This window comes from Nocardia sp. alder85J (assembly GCF_020176955.2).
GTDB lineage: Bacteria > Actinomycetota > Actinomycetes > Mycobacteriales > Mycobacteriaceae > Nocardia.
Map to the genome: position 1 here is coordinate 86,586 of NZ_JAIUCZ020000003.1, position 18,155 is coordinate 104,740.

The 18,155-nt window shown below is 69.4% G+C and carries 19 protein-coding genes; 18 read left to right on the top strand and 1 reads right to left on the bottom strand.

The genetic code is table 11. The features are described from left to right. Window positions 1-134 precede the first annotated feature (134 nt). Window positions 135-1,397, bottom strand: coding sequence for a hypothetical protein (locus tag LBW94_RS11910; protein WP_225057810.1), 1,263 nt, complete (start codon window positions 1,395-1,397; stop codon window positions 135-137). Window positions 1,398-1,600: 203 nt separating this feature from the next. Here LBW94_RS11910 and LBW94_RS11915 point away from each other — a divergent pair, with 203 nt between their 5' ends. The 18 genes from LBW94_RS11915 to LBW94_RS12000 all read left to right on the top strand — a co-directional run bounded on the left by LBW94_RS11915 (window position 1,601) and on the right by LBW94_RS12000 (window position 18,019). Then, window positions 1,601-3,031, top strand: a complete 1,431-nt coding sequence (locus LBW94_RS11915; RefSeq protein WP_225057809.1) for a hypothetical protein — start codon at window positions 1,601-1,603, stop codon at window positions 3,029-3,031. A 20-nt stretch (window positions 3,032-3,051) separates the two neighbouring features. Beyond that, complete coding sequence (locus LBW94_RS11920) at window positions 3,052-3,720, top strand: hypothetical protein (RefSeq protein ID WP_225057808.1); 669 nt, start codon at window positions 3,052-3,054, stop codon at window positions 3,718-3,720. 13 nt (window positions 3,721-3,733) lie between these two features. Further along, window positions 3,734-4,225 (top strand): YbaB/EbfC family nucleoid-associated protein, encoded by a 492-nt coding sequence (locus LBW94_RS11925; RefSeq protein ID WP_225057807.1) that lies wholly within the window; start codon window positions 3,734-3,736, stop codon window positions 4,223-4,225. Window positions 4,226-4,237: 12 nt separating this feature from the next. Further along, window positions 4,238-4,597: a YbaB/EbfC family nucleoid-associated protein gene (locus LBW94_RS11930; protein WP_225057806.1), complete on the top strand. Its 360-nt coding sequence runs from the start codon at window positions 4,238-4,240 to the stop codon at window positions 4,595-4,597. A gap of 112 nt (window positions 4,598-4,709) precedes the next feature. Next, the gene (locus tag LBW94_RS11935) at window positions 4,710-6,497 is read left to right on the top strand and encodes a hypothetical protein (RefSeq protein ID WP_225057805.1); all 1,788 of its coding nucleotides are present in this window, start codon (window positions 4,710-4,712) and stop codon (window positions 6,495-6,497) included. After that, window positions 6,494-7,279, top strand: coding sequence for an ESX secretion-associated protein EspG (locus tag LBW94_RS11940; RefSeq protein ID WP_225057804.1), 786 nt, complete (start codon window positions 6,494-6,496; stop codon window positions 7,277-7,279). The genes LBW94_RS11935 and LBW94_RS11940 overlap by 4 nt, the downstream gene beginning before the upstream one ends. Continuing rightward, the gene (locus LBW94_RS11945) at window positions 7,272-7,778 is read left to right on the top strand and encodes a hypothetical protein (RefSeq protein WP_225057803.1); all 507 of its coding nucleotides are present in this window, start codon (window positions 7,272-7,274) and stop codon (window positions 7,776-7,778) included. The genes LBW94_RS11940 and LBW94_RS11945 overlap by 8 nt, the downstream gene beginning before the upstream one ends. After that, window positions 7,775-9,895 (top strand): hypothetical protein, encoded by a 2,121-nt coding sequence (locus LBW94_RS11950; RefSeq protein WP_225057802.1) that lies wholly within the window; start codon window positions 7,775-7,777, stop codon window positions 9,893-9,895. The genes LBW94_RS11945 and LBW94_RS11950 overlap by 4 nt, the downstream gene beginning before the upstream one ends. A 1-nt stretch (window position 9,896) precedes the next feature. Next, window positions 9,897-10,715 (top strand): ESX secretion-associated protein EspG, encoded by an 819-nt coding sequence (locus LBW94_RS11955; RefSeq protein WP_225057801.1) that lies wholly within the window; start codon window positions 9,897-9,899, stop codon window positions 10,713-10,715. A 45-nt stretch (window positions 10,716-10,760) separates the two neighbouring features. After that, entirely contained in the window at window positions 10,761-12,929 is a 2,169-nt protein-coding gene (locus LBW94_RS11960; protein WP_225057800.1) for a hypothetical protein, read from the top strand. Window positions 12,930-12,978: 49 nt separating this feature from the next. Beyond that, window positions 12,979-13,281 (top strand): YbaB/EbfC family nucleoid-associated protein, encoded by a 303-nt coding sequence (locus tag LBW94_RS11965; RefSeq protein ID WP_225057799.1) that lies wholly within the window; start codon window positions 12,979-12,981, stop codon window positions 13,279-13,281. 115 nt (window positions 13,282-13,396) lie between these two features. Beyond that, entirely contained in the window at window positions 13,397-13,705 is a 309-nt protein-coding gene (locus LBW94_RS11970; protein ID WP_323137845.1) for a type VII secretion target, read from the top strand. Next, the gene (locus tag LBW94_RS11975) at window positions 13,702-14,997 is read left to right on the top strand and encodes a hypothetical protein (protein ID WP_225057798.1); all 1,296 of its coding nucleotides are present in this window, start codon (window positions 13,702-13,704) and stop codon (window positions 14,995-14,997) included. Before LBW94_RS11970 ends, LBW94_RS11975 begins: the two co-directional genes overlap by 4 nt. A 62-nt stretch (window positions 14,998-15,059) precedes the next feature. Further along, window positions 15,060-15,365: a PE domain-containing protein gene (locus tag LBW94_RS11980; protein ID WP_225057797.1), complete on the top strand. Its 306-nt coding sequence runs from the start codon at window positions 15,060-15,062 to the stop codon at window positions 15,363-15,365. Window positions 15,366-15,397: 32 nt separating this feature from the next. Then, on the top strand, window positions 15,398-16,456 hold the full coding sequence (locus tag LBW94_RS11985) for a PPE domain-containing protein (RefSeq protein WP_225057796.1): 1,059 nt from the start codon (window positions 15,398-15,400) through the stop codon (window positions 16,454-16,456). Beyond that, window positions 16,456-17,244: an ESX secretion-associated protein EspG gene (locus LBW94_RS11990; RefSeq protein ID WP_225057795.1), complete on the top strand. Its 789-nt coding sequence runs from the start codon at window positions 16,456-16,458 to the stop codon at window positions 17,242-17,244. The genes LBW94_RS11985 and LBW94_RS11990 overlap by 1 nt, the downstream gene beginning before the upstream one ends. A gap of 65 nt (window positions 17,245-17,309) precedes the next feature. Beyond that, window positions 17,310-17,648, top strand: coding sequence for a WXG100 family type VII secretion target (locus LBW94_RS11995; RefSeq protein ID WP_225057794.1), 339 nt, complete (start codon window positions 17,310-17,312; stop codon window positions 17,646-17,648). Window positions 17,649-17,689: 41 nt separating this feature from the next. Further along, window positions 17,690-18,019, top strand: a complete 330-nt coding sequence (locus LBW94_RS12000; protein ID WP_225057793.1) for a WXG100 family type VII secretion target — start codon at window positions 17,690-17,692, stop codon at window positions 18,017-18,019. Window positions 18,020-18,155 lie beyond the last annotated feature (136 nt).

Below are 18,155 nucleotides of genomic sequence, written 5' to 3' on the forward strand. Positions count from 1 at the left end.
CGCCCGACCGCACCGGGGTCGCCGGTACGGACAGTGCCCGGCCGGGATACTACGGACATTTCACCCGGCATAACAGCCCGGTCACGTTCCCGATTCTGGCTATAGTGGTGAACTTCCGGCATCCACGCGGCGAATCATTCCGCCGCGACCCCCGCGATGATCAGCTGGTAGTACGCGCTGTCGAGATCGTGCTCCGGCGCGGTGAACACCGCGGCCAGGTCGGCGCGCCCGACCCGATTCGTCTCCGCCGCGCCGACCAGGGCCCGCACCGCCTCCGGCCGTGGTGGCGTGGCCTCGGCCGCCAGCAGTTCGACGATCGCCGAGACGGTTTCGGCCGGGCCGGACACCGGCGGCAGCGCGGCCGCCGGATCGCCGCCGGGGCCGCCGCGGTACCACTGCCCGCCGGACCACCACAGGCAGAACGACAGCAGTCCGGCCCGCGAACGCGGATCCAGCACCGGATCGGCAACCCACGCCGGCGCACCCGCATAGAGATCCGGCAACGGGCCGCCGGTGTTGTAGGCGGCGTCCAGGTCCGGGTCCGTGGCGACCCCGCCGGACAGCACGGCCCGGCCGCCGGGCAGCAGGAACAGCGAGGAACCGCTGTGGAATCCGTCCTCGAACCAGGCCAGCGCCGGCGCCACCCCCGGGCCACGGGGGGAGCCGATGGCCAGGAAGGCCGCCGCGATCACCGTCCACCGCCCCCACAGCGCGGGCAGCTCGGGCACTCCGGCGACCGGCGCCGGCACCGCCCGCGCGGCTCTGGCCGCCTCCGCCGCCTGCCGCGGCGTGCGCACCTGACGACCCTCGTGCCACAGATAGGCCGCCAGCCACAGCGGCAGTCGGCGGCGCGGGAACACGTGTAGATCCTCGAGATACGCCTCGGGGTCGAACAGCTGATCGTCCGGGAACGGTTCGGCGCCGTCGTCCGGGACGAGTTCGGTGTCGCCGCCCGCCTGCGCCGCGATCAGCAGCCGCCACCAGGGACCGTCGCCGTCGGGGGCCGACAGCAACCGGTGTTCCCGCACCGCGGCCAGGGTGGTCTCCGGCGGCTCCACCCGCGCGACCCGGTCCTGATCGTCGAGGAAGCCGACATAGCCGGCCTCGGCGGCGACGGTCAGCGCGAACACCGCCTCCAGCCGGGTCCACCCGGCCGGTCCGAGCGCGGTCAACTCCCGGCCGATGCGCGCCTCCAGCTCCCGAATCCGGGCGGCCCGCTCGGCCGCGCCCGGATCGGCGGCCACGATGTCCGGTGGCTCGGCCGAAACAAGCTGTTCGGCAACGGATTCGGCGACCAGCTCGCCCATCAGTGGATCGATTCCCAGTTCGCCGAGCAGGAACGGCACATCGGTGTCGATGGGTGTCGCCCTGGGGGCTTCGCCGTCGGAACTCGTCACGTCGCCGGGTCTCCTCGTCCGCGTGCCGAGCACGATGTCGGCCCCGGCCATCCTGACACAGCAGCGCAACGACTTTCGACGGCCGCGATGCCGAATGACCAGGTAAGAGTCGCGAATTCGCCCGGCCTTCATTATCGTGTTGCTCACCGGCCTCGTTTTCGTGATCCGATGGCGGTGTCCGTCTTGTCCGCAGGAGGTCCCCGGTGTCCGACGACTCGCTCGAGGTCCACATCGACGACCTGCGCAGGGCCGGTAAGAATTTCGAGGCCCTGAAGGATACTCTCGCGTCGATCGTGTCGAGTCTCACGGGTTCGCTCAACGGGCTCGGCGAGCCGTGGGGCAACGACGAGATGGGCAAGAAGTTCAGCGAGGGCGCCACCGGCTACATCGCCTCCCGTGACGATCTCGTCGGCGCCAGCGGCGCGCTGGTCTCCTACGAGAACCTCTTCACCACCTACGGCGCCGACATGGTCGACGCCGCGGACGCCTTCGCGAAGAAAGAGGACTCCTTCGGCGAGCAGTACATCGAATCGATCGGCGGGTCCGGCGGTGGCGGGAGCGGCGGCGACAACGGCTCGGGGGGTGACAACGGCTCCGGCGGTGACAACGGCTCGGGTGGCGGCAACGGCTCGGGTGGCGGCAACGGCTCCGGCGGCGGCAATGGCCCGGGAAGTTCGGGCGGCGCGAATTCCGGCGGTAACAGCGGTACCTCGACGGGCGGCCTCGGCAGCGGACTCGGTTCCGGCGGACTCGGCAACGGCGGACTCGGCAACGGCGGACTCGGCAACAGTGGGCTCGGCAACGGCGGGCTCGGCAACAGTGGCCTCGGCAACAGTGGCCTCGGCAACGGCGGGCTCGGCAACGGCGGGCTCGGCAACGGCGGGCTCGGCAACGGCGGGCTCGGCAACGGCGGCCTGGGCGACAGCGGTCTCGGGTCCGCGACCAGTCCCGATACCGGCTCCCTCGGTTCCGGACTCGGATCGGGTCTGGGCGACGGCTCGGCCGGCACCGATTCCGGGCTGGGCACAGCGGGTTCGGGCACCGGCGACGGCGCCTACGGCAGCACCGGAACCGGCACCGACGGCACCGGAACCGGCTACGGCACAGGCGATTACGGCGCCAGCGGCCCGTACTCACCGACCGGCGAATACGGTGCGGACGGTCAGCCGATCGACGGTTACGGATCCGGCAGCCCCTTCGGCACTCTCGGTAACTACGGGACCGGTGGCAGCGGTCCGGATTACACCGATGCCGCGGCCCGATCCGCGGCCACGTCCGGTGGTTCCACCACCGGCGGCGGCGCCGGCCAGTCGGGCGGCGGGGCCGGCGGCGGCGCGGCGGGTCTCTCGTCGAATCCCCAGGGCCCCTTCGAAGGTGAACAGCTGGCCAAGGGCACGGCGGGCACCTCGGCGGCCGGATCGCGGGCGGGCGCCGGACCACTCGGCGGGATGCCGTACGGGCCGGGCTCGCCCGGTGGCGGCGGCCGCTCGCGCAATTCGCCCGAGGCCGAACGCAAGAAGCGTCGGCCCGCCCGCTCCGGCCAGTCCACGGAGCCGGAGCCGGAGGAGAACGACGGCGGCACCGGCAGCGGCATCTGGGAGCGATCGGGCTGGTCGACCCCGCCCGGCACCTGATCGCGAAAGGAACCCGACCCGTGAATCCCGAACCCACCGTGGCGGACTCGTTCGACGAGGCGGAGTGGCTGGAAACCCTGCTGGCCGAGTTCTGCGCCCCGATGAGCGAGATCGGCGACCTCGACGACGCCGATCTGGTGGCCCGCGCCGCCACCGACCTGATCGACGGCATCAGCCACTGGGCCACGGTGGACGAGTTCCATCCGGCCTTCACCCGCGCCGTGACTTCCGCCACGCTGCCCGCGGCGACGCTACTGGCCGCGGAGGGGCATACCGAGGCCGAGATCCTGACCTTCCTGCGGCAGTTGCTGGCCGAGTTGGAGCGGCGGCGGCCCTGGCCGGATCCGGCGTTCCTCGAGGCCGATGCCACCGAATGGCCCTCGGCCGGCGCCGGTCTGCCCATCGGCTGGGTCGAACTACCGACGGCCCTGGTCGAGCACGCCGTCAAGGCGACTTTCGACGAATCCGAGGACGGCGCACCGGTACTGGTGCTGCGGCTGCGCGGTGGCCAACTGGTGGCGCTGATCGGTGAGGCCGGGGACCGGCCCTCGCGGTTCGTGGTCGTCCTGCCCGATGCCGACGGGCAACAGGATGCCGACGACGTGATCGGCTACCTCGTGGGGTACGCTGGGCTGCCCGTGCGCACCGAGGGCGTCCAGCGATCCTTCACGATGTTGTCGGACCTGTGATGTACTGAATCTCGTGTCGCGACCGAACGAACGGCTGGTCTCGGATTTCGCCCAGTTCCTCGATTCCTTCCACGATGTCATGGCGCAGCTGATCGATGCCCGGCAGCAGCGCGACGCCCTCACCGCGTCGGCGAGCGTGGAACGTGGGCGAATCACCGTGGAGGTGAACGCCTCCGGATCCGTTGTGCGCACCATCTTCACCGAGGACGTCGACGATCTCAGCTACGGCCAGATCGCCCGGGCCACCGTGCAGGCCGCGCAGCAGGCCGCGGCCGAGGTACGGCGCAAGGCCGAGGAGTTGCTGGCCCCGTTGCACGCCGCCCGCGCGCGCCTGCCGAAGATCGGCGATTTCATCGAAGGCGTACCGACACTGGAGGATCGGATCGCCGCACCACCTCCGGCGCCGCTGACCCCGCCGAGCGAACGAGAGCAGGACACGGCCCGGCCGGAATTCGAGGATGCGGTCGAGTACCGGCCGAACCAGCGCGGCACCTTCGATCGCTGAGAGGGAATCGTCATGTCCGACAACGAATTCGCTGCCAAGATCGAGCAGTTCCGGGAACAGGCCGATGAAATCGGCCGATTGCAGGAGGCCCGCACCCGGCTGATGGGGGTCGGCACCGCCGAACGCCGCCGCGTCACCGTCACCGTCAATGCCGACGGCATTGTGATCGATATCAAATTCTCTTCGGACATCGGCGATCTCGAGTACGACGAGATCGCCACGGCCATCACCGAGGCGTCCCGGCTGGCCGTCGCCGATGTGGCCGGACAGACCACCGCGCTGTTCGCGCCGATCGCGGTGGAGTCGACCGGACGTGTCGGGCTCACCGAGACGCTGGCCGATATCGATGCACTTCGTGATCAGTTGCACTGAAATCCGCTGCGGAACAGTGGGTTAACAGGAGGTACGCCCCCGGTTCACAGCGCGCGCCCCCGCCCGACCTGTGATAAATAGTCCATACAGAACGGCACGTGGGAGTTTGACCGTGGCACCCGATCCGAGCCTCACCGACGACACCGGCTGGTCCGGCCTGAGCACGACGGCGCGCAACGGCGATCTCATGCTCGAGCCCGGCGTCGCGGAGACGGCCGCCAACCATGTCCTGGACGCGCTGAACTCGATCGTCGGTGCGCACCAGTGGATTCAGCAGAACCTCCAGCTGGCCAGCCCGACCGTCGCGAGCACCGCGTCCGGTACCGCGCTCGCGGGCGTCTTCCACAAGAAGATCGCCACCGATCTCGAGGATCGGATGATCAAGCATCAGAACATCCTCACCGATATGGGCAACGCTTTCGTCGAGGCCGGCAAGGCCTACGCGGCGGCCGAGACCACCAGTGCGCAGAACTTCGGCGCCCAGGTCACCGCGCTGTCCAACATGTCGTTCAGCAATCCGACCGGCACCGCCCCGGCGGGTTCGCCGTTCATCCAGGCGCTGCCGCCGCGCGGCACCCCGAACTGGCCGGGCACCCCGATGGACAGCGTGTCGATCACGCCGGAGCTGGGCTCGACCCTGCAATGGGAGCAGCTGTACCAGATCGGGCAGAGCATCGACGCACAGGGCGTCGCGAACGCCGGCGGTGTCTGGTACTGGCTGGCGCAACTCGTGCTGCAACCGACGTTCGACACGCTGAAGCAGAACATCTCGGGTCTGTCGAGCCAGTGGACGGGCAGCGGCGCCACCGCGTCGATCAACGCCACCACGAAGTACACGACGGAATCGAAGACCCTCACCGACGACATGAACAAGCTGGGCGACCTGCTGATCTTCACGGCGGACTGGCTCCAGAACACCAAGACCTCGATGCCGCAGACGGAGACCCCGCCGACCACCAGCAGCTCCGGGGCCACGCTCACCCCCGCCGACAGCCAGGCCCTGCTACTCCAGTACCAGAACGCCTTCAACACCAGTTACTACGACAATTTCTCCGGCACCACGAACAACGTCGTCGCGCTGACCGACCCGAACCCGGTGACCAACGGCAACGTCAACAGCAACACCCAGACGACCAACGCCAATCCGAACGATTTCTCCTCGGGCTACGGCGACACCACCCCCAGCAACAGTGAGTACACCCCGTCGAACACCTCCGGCGGCAGCGGCGGCAGTTCGAACGGCAACTCGGGCGGTACCGGCGGCGACACCTCCTCCGGGAGCACCGGCACCGGCGACACCGGCACGGGCACCACGGGTTCGGGAACCACCGGGACGGGAACCGGCACCGATACGGGTACCGGTACCGGCCTCGGCGACACCGGCACCGGCACCACGGGTTCGGGAACCACCGGCACCGACGGCACGGGTACCGGTACCGGTCTCGGCGACACCGCGACCTCGGGCCTGGACGCGCTGTCGGGGCTGAACGGCGACAAACTCGCCGACCCGGCAGGCAATTTCGCCGGAAATCCGATGCTCGGCGGAAATCCGCTCGGCCGGGCGGCCGACGACCTCGCACGCGCCGAGCGCGGCCTGCTCGGTGGCCTCGGCAAGGGCGCGCTGGGCCGGGCCGGCGAGGCGCTCGCCGCGGAGGAGAAGCTGCTCCAGGACGAGTCGAAGCTGTTCCCGCGCTCCAAACTTCCGCTCGAGGCCGAGCGGCTCGGCCGGGCCGGTGCGGCGGAGGGCCGCGAACCCGGCTTCCCGTTCGGCGGTTCGCCGCAGGGCAAGAAGGACGAGGAGAAGGAGCGCAAACGCTCCGACCTGCTCAACTCCACCGAACATCTCGACGAGGCGATCGGGCCCCTCGATCCCAGTATCCGTCCGGTGCTGGACCGGTGAGCGTCACCTGGAATCTCACCGACGCCGAACTGGTCGTCGCCTGGGAGCGACTGTTCGAGGAGCGGCTGCCCGCGCCGCTGTGCGCGCTGATGCGCGAGCACTACGCGGACGAGTACCGGCGGATGGCGGACCGGACCTGGGATGCGATGTGGGAACGGCACGACGGCTCGCTCCAGGACGCGCTCGGCCGGGTGGCGCACGCCGACGTCCGGGTGCTCACACACAGCGTGGATCCGGCCGATCAGGAGAATTCGGCGGCCCGGGTCCGGGTGCTCGGCGCGCGGCAGGGCGCGGTGGCCGTGCTGATCCGGCAGTTGCCCGGTGAAACCATGTGGCACAGTAGCGGTTTCGTGATCACGATGGGCCCGGCGGAGCGATTGGCCGGTGCGGTCGTGGGTGCGCTGCCGCCGCGCGCGCCGGGCCGGTTGCCGGACACCCCGTTGGTGAGTTCGCCGGATCGCAGCGACACCGATCACTGGTACGGACGATCCGAGGTGCTCGACGACTACGTCGAGCTGGAACGCCGCAGCACCGCCTGGCTGAATCTGCCCATCGAGGTGCTGGGTGTGGTCGAAACCTTCCAGGGCAGTTCGATTTTCGGCCCGCGTGGGATCACGAAACATCGCATCTTCTGGCGGGATCTGGTGGAGGACGGCCGGTACGCCATCGCCGACACCGCGACGCCGGTCGCGGTCGCGGCGGATCCGCATCGGCTGGCGGCGATGATCGGCGCCGACATCGCCAAGGTGCTCCAGACAGTGGAGGACGAGCGCAGTGCCTGATCGGTCATGGTTCCCCGAGGACGAGGACGCCGGATACACCGGCGCGATCCACGACGGCGCCGTCTACGAGGGGGTCGAGCCGGAGACCGACGACGACCGTCCCGACCCGCCACCGGAGCCCGAGCCCGACACCGAAGCGGCACCGGACGAACCGGTCTTCACCACGTACACGACCGCGGACGCCGCCCTGCGCGGCGGTGAGATCGTGGTGACCGCAACCGAATCCGGCCTGCCGATGGCGTTGCGGGTGCAGGCCGACCAACTGCGTCGCGACCCCGCGGAACTGGCCGACGATCTGCTGCGGCTGTGCCGGCTGGCCGCCAACCGAGCCGGACTGACCCGGCGCACCGACCTCGCCGCACTGGGGATCACGGATCGGGCCCTGGATCTGCTGGGCCTGCCCACCCAGGATGCGGTGGAGCAGAACGAGATCGGTGACGAGAACGACCATGGATACGAGCCGCGCAGCTGGCTCGACCGAGACGGGAGTGTGTGGTGAGTTCGACGACGGGTGTTCCGGACACGACCCAGTGGCCGACGCTGCTCAGCAGCGCCCAAGGCAATTCACTGCTGTTCGACTCCAGCTCCGCCCAGGCATGCATCACCGCCTGCCAGAACCTGCTCAGCTTCATCGAATCCATGCTCGCCACCGTCAACACCCTCCAAACACCCTCCAAACCCCTCATCACCTACGCCTCCGACACCTACAACACCAGCAACTGGAACCCACCCACCACCTACCCCAACAACGAAACCGTCGGCTCCGCCACCAGCTTCCGCAACCTGCTGAAAAGCAAATGGACCGAACTGGCCCAACGCCTGCGCCAGCACCAGAAAATCGTCACCGACATGGGCGACACCTTCGCCGCCGCCGCCAAAGCCTACGAAACCGCCAACCAGATCAACGTCGACAACTTCAACCTCATCGACCCCGCCAACACCACCCCCATCACCTTCGACATCAACAACCCCATCACCCCCAACGCCGACAACTGGCCCAGCGAAGCCGCCTCCGGCCCCACCGGCATGAACAACAACTTCCACGCCGACCCCCACGCAGCCACCGTCGCCGGCGAAGCAGAACCCGGCAGCATGTTCAACCTCGCCCAGTTCTACTTCATGGCCCTGTCCATCCAGGACAACAACCCCACCCTCGCCCTCGAAGCCACCCAATGGAGCCAACTCGCCGCCAAATGGAACACCGCCACCGACGACTTCTACAACGCCACCTACAGCACCCTCACCGACACCGCCACCTGGTCCGGCCAAGGCTCCACCGCCGCCCTCACCGCCGTCCAGAACTACTACCAATCCGCCCAAGACCTCGGCACCGACATGAGATCCGTCTACACCGCCGAGGCCTACCTCACCGACCTCTTCGCCAACCTCTACAAAGCCCTCCCCCAAGACTGGTCCGACGTCTACTGGGGCTCCTGGGGCGGCTGCAACGACGACGACAACAACCTCTCCACCACCCAAGGCCACTGGAACACCATCTACGTCCCCGCCCTCCCCAAAATCGCCGCCTACATCCCCATCCTCGCCGACCCCAACACAGACACCGCCGCCGGCGCCACCGGCACCTACGGCACCGGCAACCCCGGCAACAACGGATCAGGACCAGGATCAGGATCCGGAGACAACGGCAACGGCGGCAGCGGTAACGGCAACAGCGGCAACGGCAGCGGCAACAATGGCAACAGCGGCACCGGCGGCGGCAACAGCGGCACCGGCGGCGGAACCGGCGGACTCGGCTCCAGCGGTGATTCCGGCAGTGGTGGCGGCCAGAGCGGCGGCGGACAAGGCACACCCAGCGGCAGCGGTGGTGTCAGCGGCCTCGGCGCCAGCGGCGACAGCGGCAGTAGCGGCAGTGGGACCAGCGGCAGTGGACAGGGTTCCCCCACCGGTTCCGGCACCAGCGGACTCGGTTCCAGTGGCGACAGCGGCAGCGGCGGCAGTCAGGGCAGTCCCAGCGGGACCGGCGGCGGCACCAGTGGCGGCACCAGTGGCGGCACCAGCGGTGGTACCACCGGCGGCTCCGGCGCCAGCGGATCCGGTTCCGGCGCAAGCGGAATCGGCGCCAGCGGGATCGGCGGCTCCGGCGCCTCGGGCGCCAGCGGTGCGGCGGCGGATCTGCTCAGCCTGTTCGGCGACATCCTGCAGATGCTGTCCTCCTCGATGCCGGGCCTGGAACAGCTGGCACAGCAACTGCTGCAACAACTTCCGCCCGATCTGCAACAGCTCGGCCAGGCATTCCAGAGCGGCATGCTGAACTTCCAGCAGGCGATGAGCGCGGCCGCGACCGATGTCGGCAACGACGTGCAGAACCTGGGTGCCACCGTCGACCACGAAACTCATCGAGTGGCAAGGGATCTCGGTCTGGAGCCGCCGGACGGCACCGACCCGCCGGTCTTCGAGAGCCGGGCCGAGGCGGTCGGGCCGGACGGCCCCACCGGCCCGCAGAGCGATTTCTTCCCGCGGGCCTCGGCTTCGGTGGGCACGACGTCGCAGCCGGTGGTCCCGGACAATGTGGTGGCCGGCAACGAGGGCACCCCGGTCATCCCCGTCTCGGCTCCCGAGCAGCCGCGCCGACTGACCAAGCTGGAAGAGGACTGAGATGAGCGAGCAGACCTGGCACCTGTCCGACCTCGAATTCCTGGTGCTGCGGGAGCGGGTGCTCCGCAGCGACCTGCCCTACCCGTTCACCTACGTGAATCCGAAGCTGACCACGTATCTGGAATTCGAGCGGCTGAAGTCGTCGGTGTGGCGATCGCTGCAATCGCGATGGGACCCGGATCTGGTCGACGTCCTCACCGAAGCCGCCAGACCCGAAGTGCGGGTACAGGTCCGGACCTGGCACAGCGCGGACATGGGCGACACCAGCCAGCGCTACTTCCTGATCGCCAACCGATGCGGCGAGCGGGCGATCCTGATCCAGGGCTACAGCGATCACACCGTGGACACCTTCGACCGCTACCGGATCGTCGAGGCGCCCGCCGAATCGCTGTCGGGGCTCGTGGTCGGTGCGCTGCCGGAGATGACCGCCGGATCCCAGTCCCGGGTCGATCTGGTCACCTATCATCAGGAGGAGACCGTCGACCACTGGAGCAATCGAGGGTTCTACGACAGCGGCGACAACGACGTGGACCGGCGCAGCCAGAGCTGGCAACAGGCGGCACAGGGCCTGGTCGGCATCATCGAGATCCGGCAGGGCCGATCCCGATTCGGCCCGCGGAACATGCGGTTGACGCGACTGTTCTGGGAGGACCATCCGGGCGACGGCCGGTACCTGATCGACCTGACCCCGCCGATGGCCGCGATCGGCATCGATGCCGCCGCCATGCGGAACCACATCGATCGGGCAATCGCCGACACGCTGCTCGTCGTCCAGGACGAATCCCGGGAACTGATGCGCGAGAGCGTCTTCGACAACTGACGATCAGGGCACGATGGTGAGCAGGCCGAGACTCGGGAGTATGCGGTGAGTGCGACGGGTGTTCCGGACACGACCCAGTGGCCGACGCTGCTCAGCAGCGCCCAAGGCAATTCACTGCTGTTCGACTCCAGCTCCGCCCAGGCATGCATCACCGCCTGCCAGAACCTGCTCAGCTTCATCGAATCCATGCTCGCCACCGTCAACACCCTCCAAACACCCTCCAAACCCCTCATCACCTACGCCTCCGACACCTACAACACCAGCAACTGGAACCCACCCACCACCTACCCCAACAACGAAACCGTCGGCTCCGCCACCAGCTTCCGCAACCTGCTGAAAAGCAAATGGACCGAACTGGCCCAACGCCTGCGCCAGCACCAGAAAATCGTCACCGACATGGGCGACACCTTCGCCGCCGCCGCCAAAGCCTACGAAACCGCCAACCAGATCAACGTCGACAACTTCAACCTCATCGACCCCGCCAACACCACCCCCATCACCTTCGACATCAACAACCCCATCACCCCCAACGCCGACAACTGGCCCAGCGAAGCCGCCTCCGGCCCCACCGGCATGAACAACAACTTCCACGCCGACCCCCACGCAGCCACCGTCGCCGGCGAAGCAGAACCCGGCAGCATGTTCAACCTCGCCCAGTTCTACTTCATGGCCCTGTCCATCCAGGACAACAACCCCACCCTCGCCCTCGAAGCCACCCAATGGAGCCAACTCGCCGCCAAATGGAACACCGCCACCGACGACTTCTACAACGCCACCTACAGCACCCTCACCGACACCGCCACCTGGTCCGGCCAAGGCTCCACCGCCGCCCTCACCGCCGTCCAGAACTACTACCAATCCGCCCAAGACCTCGGCACCGACATGAGATCCGTCTACACCGCCGAGGCCTACCTCACCGACCTCTTCGCCAACCTCTACAAAGCCCTCCCCCAAGACTGGTCCGACGTCTACTGGGGCTCCTGGGGCGGCTGCAACGACGACGACAACAACCTCTCCACCACCCAAGGCCACTGGAACACCATCTACGTCCCCGCCCTCCCCAAAATCGCCGCCTACATCCCCATCCTCGCCGACCCCAACACAGACACCGCCGCCGGCGCCACCGGCACCTACGGCACCGGCAACCCCGGCAACAACGGATCAGGACCAGGATCAGGATCCGGCAGCGGATCGGGATCGGGCAACAGCGGCAACGGCGGTAACGGCAACACCGGCAGCGGCAACAGCGGTACCGGCGGCGGCGACACGGGCTCGGGCGGCGGCGACACCGGCAGCGGCGGCGGACAGAGCGGCGGCGGACAAGGCACACCCAGCGGAAAGGGCCTCAGCGCGGGCGATCTCGGCAATCTCGGCCTCGGTTCCAGCGGCACCGGAGGTGATTCCGGCAGCGGCGGCGGACAGAGCGGCGGCAGTCAGGGCACACCCAGCGGAAAGGGCCTCAGCACAGGCGACCTGGGCAATCTGGGCCTCGGCGGGTCGGGCATGCCGGGCACCTCGACCGGTACCGGCACCCCGACGGGGACGGGCACCCCGTCCGGTGGCAGCGTCGGCGACCTCGGCACGGTGGCCGCCGCGGCCTCGGGCCCGATCAGTTCCCTGTTGCGGGGACTGCTGGGCGGCAGCGGCGCCAGCGGCGCGCTCACCTCACTGGCGGATCTGTTGGGCGCCACGGGCGTAACCGGGCCGTTCGGCGCCACCGGGGCGTCCGGTCCGTTCGGTGTCTCCGGCCCGTTCGGAGCATCCGGCATCAGCGGCCCGTTCGGGTTCGACAGCGGCAGTGGCGCTTCCGGCGCACTGTCGGATCTGCTCGGCGGCGGTGGCGGGGGTGGCGGCGTCGGCAGCGCCGGTGGCGCCCTCGGTCCGGGCGCACTGGGCTCGGATGCCCTCGGGGATTCCAAGCTGTTCCCGCGCGCCTCCACCACCAGCGGCAGCACGCCCGACCAGGCGGGTGATCCCGCCGGCACTCGCGCCGGAGCCGCTGCGGCAGCGCAGGATTCGTCGATGGCCCCGATGGGGATGGGCGGCATGCCGATGGGCGGCATGCCGATGGGCGGCATGGGCGGCATGGGGGCCGGCGGCCAGAACCAGCAGCAGAAGGATCGCAAGCGCGCCTCCTACCTGGACGGCAAGGAACATCTCGACGAGGGACTCGGCGACGATCCGTTGAGCGTGCGCTCGATCATCGATCGATGAGTGCTCCCGGCCGGATCGATGCTGGTGGCGGAAACGGAAGGACGCGTTGATGATCGGTGAGCAGTGGGCGCGATTGGAGGCCGGCGCCCAGGCCCGGCTGGGCCGTATGCGGCAGCTCTCCGACGACCTGGCGGCCGTCCGAGTACGGCACACCGCTGCCGGCGGCGCGGTGACGATCACCGTGGACGGCTCCGCGAAATTACTGGATCTCGAACTGTCGGAATACATTTCACAAATGTCGCCGACCGAGTTCGCACGGGTGGTGATCGACACCGCGGCCGCGGCCGCACAACTGGCGCTGGCCAGGCGCGCAGCCTTGATCGACGAATTCAACGATGAGATGAACATTTAACGATGAGGTGAACATTCGGCGGAAAGTCCCGGCTCGGGTTGCCGAAACCCCTGGGCACGTTAACATTACCGATGCGTCGCTTTTCTCTTTGCGTGGACAAGCTCTAGGAGGAGCCGTGGTGGACATCCTGAAGGTGGACCCCCAGGTATTCCGGCAGTACGGCGACATCGCCGAGGGCAGCGCGGGCGCCGTCGCGGCCGCGGGCGCGATCGATCAGGCGAGCACCGTCGCGGCCGCGGTACCGGTTTTCGGGCTGATCGGGCAGGAGTTCCTCGCGAGCTTCGCCTACGCCCAGAACAACCACGTCACCGCCGTGACCCAGCTGGCGAACGTGCTCGCCGGTCAGGCCGCCACCTCGCGCGCGGCCGCCGACACCTACGAGCGGGCCGAGCAGCACAGCACGGACGGCTTCTCCGCGCTGTGACCGAGGCCGCCCGAACGCTGGCGGCACCACTGCATCCCACGGTTCTGGACGCACTGCAGAACACTCCGGCCGCGCCGTTGCTCGGCCAGCCGGTCCAGCAGGTACTGGCGACCATGGGACTGCCCGAATTGCCGCAATTACCCACCTTGCCACCGCTTCCGACGCTGCCGCCGTTACCTCCGTTGGATCCGGGCACGCTGGTCAAGCCGATCACCGATCTGTTCAGCGGATTCGGTTCCGGCCAGCTCGGCGCCAACGGCGCCCTCAATCCACAGGCGTTGCTGCAGAACGTCGTTCAGACGCTGAGCACCGTGATGCAGTGGGCCCAGCAGGGTTTGTCGCTGTTGCAGTCGATGGAGGGCTCCGGCACCCAGGCGGCCACCTCGGCCGGGGTGGCCACCCAGGCCAGCTCCACCGCGGTGTCCACCCAGGCCGCGAACATCCATTCGGTACTCGGCGCCGCCTCGTTGACGGTGGCCAACGGCGCCGCCGAAATGGCCGGGGTGACAGCCCGATTCCTCGCCACCACGGCCGCGCTGGGCCCCACCCTTATCACACCGGCGGGTCAGGCGGCACTGCTGGCCGCGGCGATGGAGTCCGGGACCGAGGCGAGCGCGATCACCGCGAAGACCAAGGCGAGCCTCGCCGGGCATTCGGCGACGATGTCGCAGGCCGGCAGTTCGGTGACGGTCAACGGCTCGTCCGCGAGCAGCTCGCAATCCGCTCTGCAACAGCTGTTGTCGGAGGTACAGCAGGTACAGCAGCTCGTCCAGCCGCTGGTGTCGGCCGCCCAGCAGGTCGGTGCGACGGTGACCAAGGCGACCACCGCGGCGCCCGCCGCGGGCGCGGTGTCCGGCACGCAGGCCACCACCGGTGGCGCCCTCGGCGCCGCCGCGTCCGGCTCGCTCGCCGGGTCGGCCGCGGCCGCGATGGCGGCGGCCGGGCTGGGCCGCGTCGGCGGCGGGCTCGGCGCTGCGGCGCCGGCGCCGCTGAACGCGTGGGAGCAGGAGGACGCCGTGGTGGAGACCGCGGCCACCACGCCCGTCAGCAGCTCCGGGCTCAACACGGGCGAAACGGTGACCGAGGAGGCGATGCCGCCGTTCATGCCCGGCGGCGGCGCGGCGATGGCGGCCGCGCGCGCGGGCGGCGCCACCACCAGCGGCACCCCCGAGGCACTCGTGAACGCCGCGCACGGTGACGAACTGGTCGGCGAGGACGCCGACTCGGCCGCTCCCGTGATCGGCGCGGTCGGCAACCCTGCCGGCAATTCCACCGATCCCTTCAGCTTGTGAACACAACGCCGTGACGAACCGATAGACCCGATAGCGAACCACCTTCTCGGCAAGGAGATTCCATGAGCAAGATCGCCTTCGACCACGAACTGGCCCGGCAGGCCGCCGGACGCCTGGACAGCCTCGCCGATCAGCTGGAGTCCGGGATGACCGGCGCCGGTGGGTCGCTGAACCCGGCGGCGGCGGCCCTCGACGCGGTGTCCGCCACCACCGGCGACACCCTCGACTCGGTCGGCTCCTCGTTCCGGGATTCCTACCTCACCGGCGTGACCGAACTCCGCAAGATCGCCGCCAACATGCGGGCGCACTCGGATTCGTTCGGCGACACCGATACCGACGCCGTCGACAGCTTCCGCGGCCTGCTCTGACCGTCACCGGGTGAGACCGAGAGGACCGAGAGATGGTTGACCCGCCGCAGACCGGGTTCACCGGCACGGTGTGGGAGGCCGTCCCGCCCGAACAGCTGGCCCAGGACCTGACCACCGGCCCCGGGGCGGCCCCGCTGGCCGAGGCCGGACTGGCCTACGCCGCCCTGGCGGCCGGTCTGGGCGAGGCCGCCACGGAGTACCGCGCCATCCTCTCGGTGATGGGTGATGCCTGGGCGTCCTCGGGCAACGAGGACGGCCTCAATCAGCTTGCCGCCCTGTCGGACTGGCTGGACAAGACCTCCGCGGCCGCCCAGTCCAACGCCGCGATCGCGGCCCGGCAGGCGGCCGCGTACGAGGTCGCCCGGAACACGTTGCCGCACATCGTGGAGATTACCCAGGCCGTGCAGGCAGCTGAGGATCTGGTGCGCGGCAGCCTGCTCGGCGCACCCCTGGCCGGGCTGCTGGACGCCGCCGAGGAACAACTCGACGGCATCCGGCAGCAGGCCGCCCGCGTGATGCAGGCCTACGAGGAGGCCAGCGAACATCTGGCCCGGCCGTGGCAGCAGGAACACGCCCCCGAGGTGTCCGACGGCGCGGCCTTCCTCGCCGAACAGCCTGGGGGCGGCAACGGCGGTGGCGACGGCCCCGGACCCGGCGGCGGCAACGCCCCGATGGACGGGGTCGCGGGCCCGGAACAACTCCAGCACCAGATCCAGCTGCCGGATCTGTCGCAGCTCGACCTGTCCTCACTGCAACCACCCGCGCCGACGGTGCCGGTCGGTACCGAGTCGCTGGTGATGGCGCCGCTGGCGCCGGCGCCGGGCACGCTGCCGGTGACACCCGCGGGCGTCACCGGGCTGACGGTGGGCCCGCAGCCGATGACCGCCGCGCCGCCGGTCATGGCGCCGGCCGCGGCGCCGATCGCCGCACCGCCGGACGCGATGGTGCCCCGGGCCGACTCCGCCGACCCCGAGGACGCCGCCGAGATGATCCGGGTCAATGCCGGATTCGCCACGGCCCCCGCGGTTCTCGGTGGCACCGGCACACCGCATTCCGGCGGTGCCACGATGCCGTCCGGCGGGGAGGGCTGATGGCGACGCTCACCACCGACGGCATGCTGGCCGTCGCGGCCGTGCTCGGCGTCCAGACCTTCCCGACCGTGCTGGCCGTCCGCCCCCGGCAGACCACCCACGCCGAACTCGCCGCCGCGCGCACCGCCGCCCTGACCGAGCTGTCCGGCCGCGGCGTGCTGGACTCCGACGGCGAGGTCCGCGACGACGAGCTCACCTCCGCGCTGTTCGCGCTGGCCCGCCCCGAACGGCAGCTGGTGGCGCGAATCCGGCGCGACGACACGCTGATTCGCTTCTGCCTCGCCCGGCGCGGGCTCGATCACGCGGTCGCCGTGCGCACCGGTGATCAGCTGGAGGTCCGGACGGTCTGGGTCGGCGAGGATCCGGCGACGCTGGCCCGGCCGTTGCTGACGGTGCTCGGACCGGCTGTGCCCGCGCATGTTCCGGCGTTCAGCGCACCCACCGACGAGGTCCGCGCGCGCTTCGACGCCGCGGGCGCGGACGGCGGCGCCGCGGCCTACGGGCTGGGGATATCGGAGGAAGACGCCGTCACCATCGGACACGCACTGCGCGAACGACATTCGACCGCCGAACTCGTCTGCTACAGCCATCGGGACGGACTGGCCGTCCGTTCCGCGGCCGCGGCCGCCGTCTACGACACCGCCGCCGGCCGCATCATCGGCGGCGGCAGCGTCACCGCCGACGACGGCCGTCCCTGGACCACGCTCGCCCCCGGCACCGACGGTCGATTGGCGCAGGTGATCACCTCGCTCGTCGAATCGTTACCGGAGGGCAGGTGGATGCCCTAGCACACCGTGCTGGGGCATTCGACGACCGAATCACAGCCCCCGAGATCCGAGAGAAGGTAACCGCAATGGCCGATGCAAGCCAGATTTCCTATGACGTAAGTGCCGACAACGCGCAGACGGAGATGGGTAACGCCGTCGACGCGCTGCGCGCGAAGATCGCGAAGATCACCCAGGCCGTCGACGACGCCAAGCGCGGCTGGCAGGGCACCGCCTTCCAGGCGTGCAGCACCGCCGCCAACAACTGGGACGACGAGGCCCGGAAGCTGAACACCATCCTGGACGAGATCACCCAGGAAGTCGGCCACGGCAACAAGAGCTACACCGGTCTGGAGGGCGACAACACCCAGACCTTCACCAAGCTGGAGTCCGAGGCCGGTTCGGCCTACACCTCGCTGTCCAACTGATCGCCAGCCGGCCAACACATTCGACATTTCGGGAGACTGCCGTGACCAGTGACTACATGAAGTACGAAGAAGGGGTCCTGACCGACCTCGCCGACCTGCTCGTCCAGTTCAAGAAGGATCTGGGCGCCGAGTCCGACAACTTCCACTCCGCCGCCAAGAAGCTGGAGGTCGCCTGGGCGGGCAACACCGGTCTGGACGCGTTCCAGCGGTCGGTGCAGAAGTGGGACACCAGCTTCGGCGCGGAGGGCGACTCCAGCACCGGCACCGCCCTCGGCATGATCCAGGCACTGTCCGACGCGGTGCGCACCGCGCTGGCGAACGCGCAGGCCGCCGACCGTGGCGTCCAGAACTCCTTCTCGCAGTACGAGTAGGACCCGGTACCACGACCATCCTCGCACCGCCGCACCCGGATCCCGCCGTCACCACCCGGCGGACCGGGTGCGGTGTCAGGTGTGGCGGCGATTCGTCCCCCGCGCAAGCGGATCCGGTCGCGCGGACCGGAACCCC

What these genes read in the sequence shown, in the direction of transcription:
- LBW94_RS11930 (WP_225057806.1), top strand. Translation starts at nt 4,238, where the DNA reads ATGTCCGACAACGAATTCGCTGCCAAGATCGAGCAGTTCCGGGAACAG.
- LBW94_RS11955 (WP_225057801.1), top strand. Translation starts at nt 9,897, where the DNA reads ATGAGCGAGCAGACCTGGCACCTGTCCGACCTCGAATTCCTGGTGCTG.
- LBW94_RS11965 (WP_225057799.1), top strand. Translation starts at nt 12,979, where the DNA reads ATGATCGGTGAGCAGTGGGCGCGATTGGAGGCCGGCGCCCAGGCCCGG.
- LBW94_RS11980 (WP_225057797.1), top strand. Translation starts at nt 15,060, where the DNA reads ATGAGCAAGATCGCCTTCGACCACGAACTGGCCCGGCAGGCCGCCGGA.
- LBW94_RS11985 (WP_225057796.1), top strand. Translation starts at nt 15,398, where the DNA reads ATGGTTGACCCGCCGCAGACCGGGTTCACCGGCACGGTGTGGGAGGCC.
- LBW94_RS11990 (WP_225057795.1), top strand. Translation starts at nt 16,456, where the DNA reads ATGGCGACGCTCACCACCGACGGCATGCTGGCCGTCGCGGCCGTGCTC.
- LBW94_RS11995 (WP_225057794.1), top strand. Translation starts at nt 17,310, where the DNA reads ATGGCCGATGCAAGCCAGATTTCCTATGACGTAAGTGCCGACAACGCG.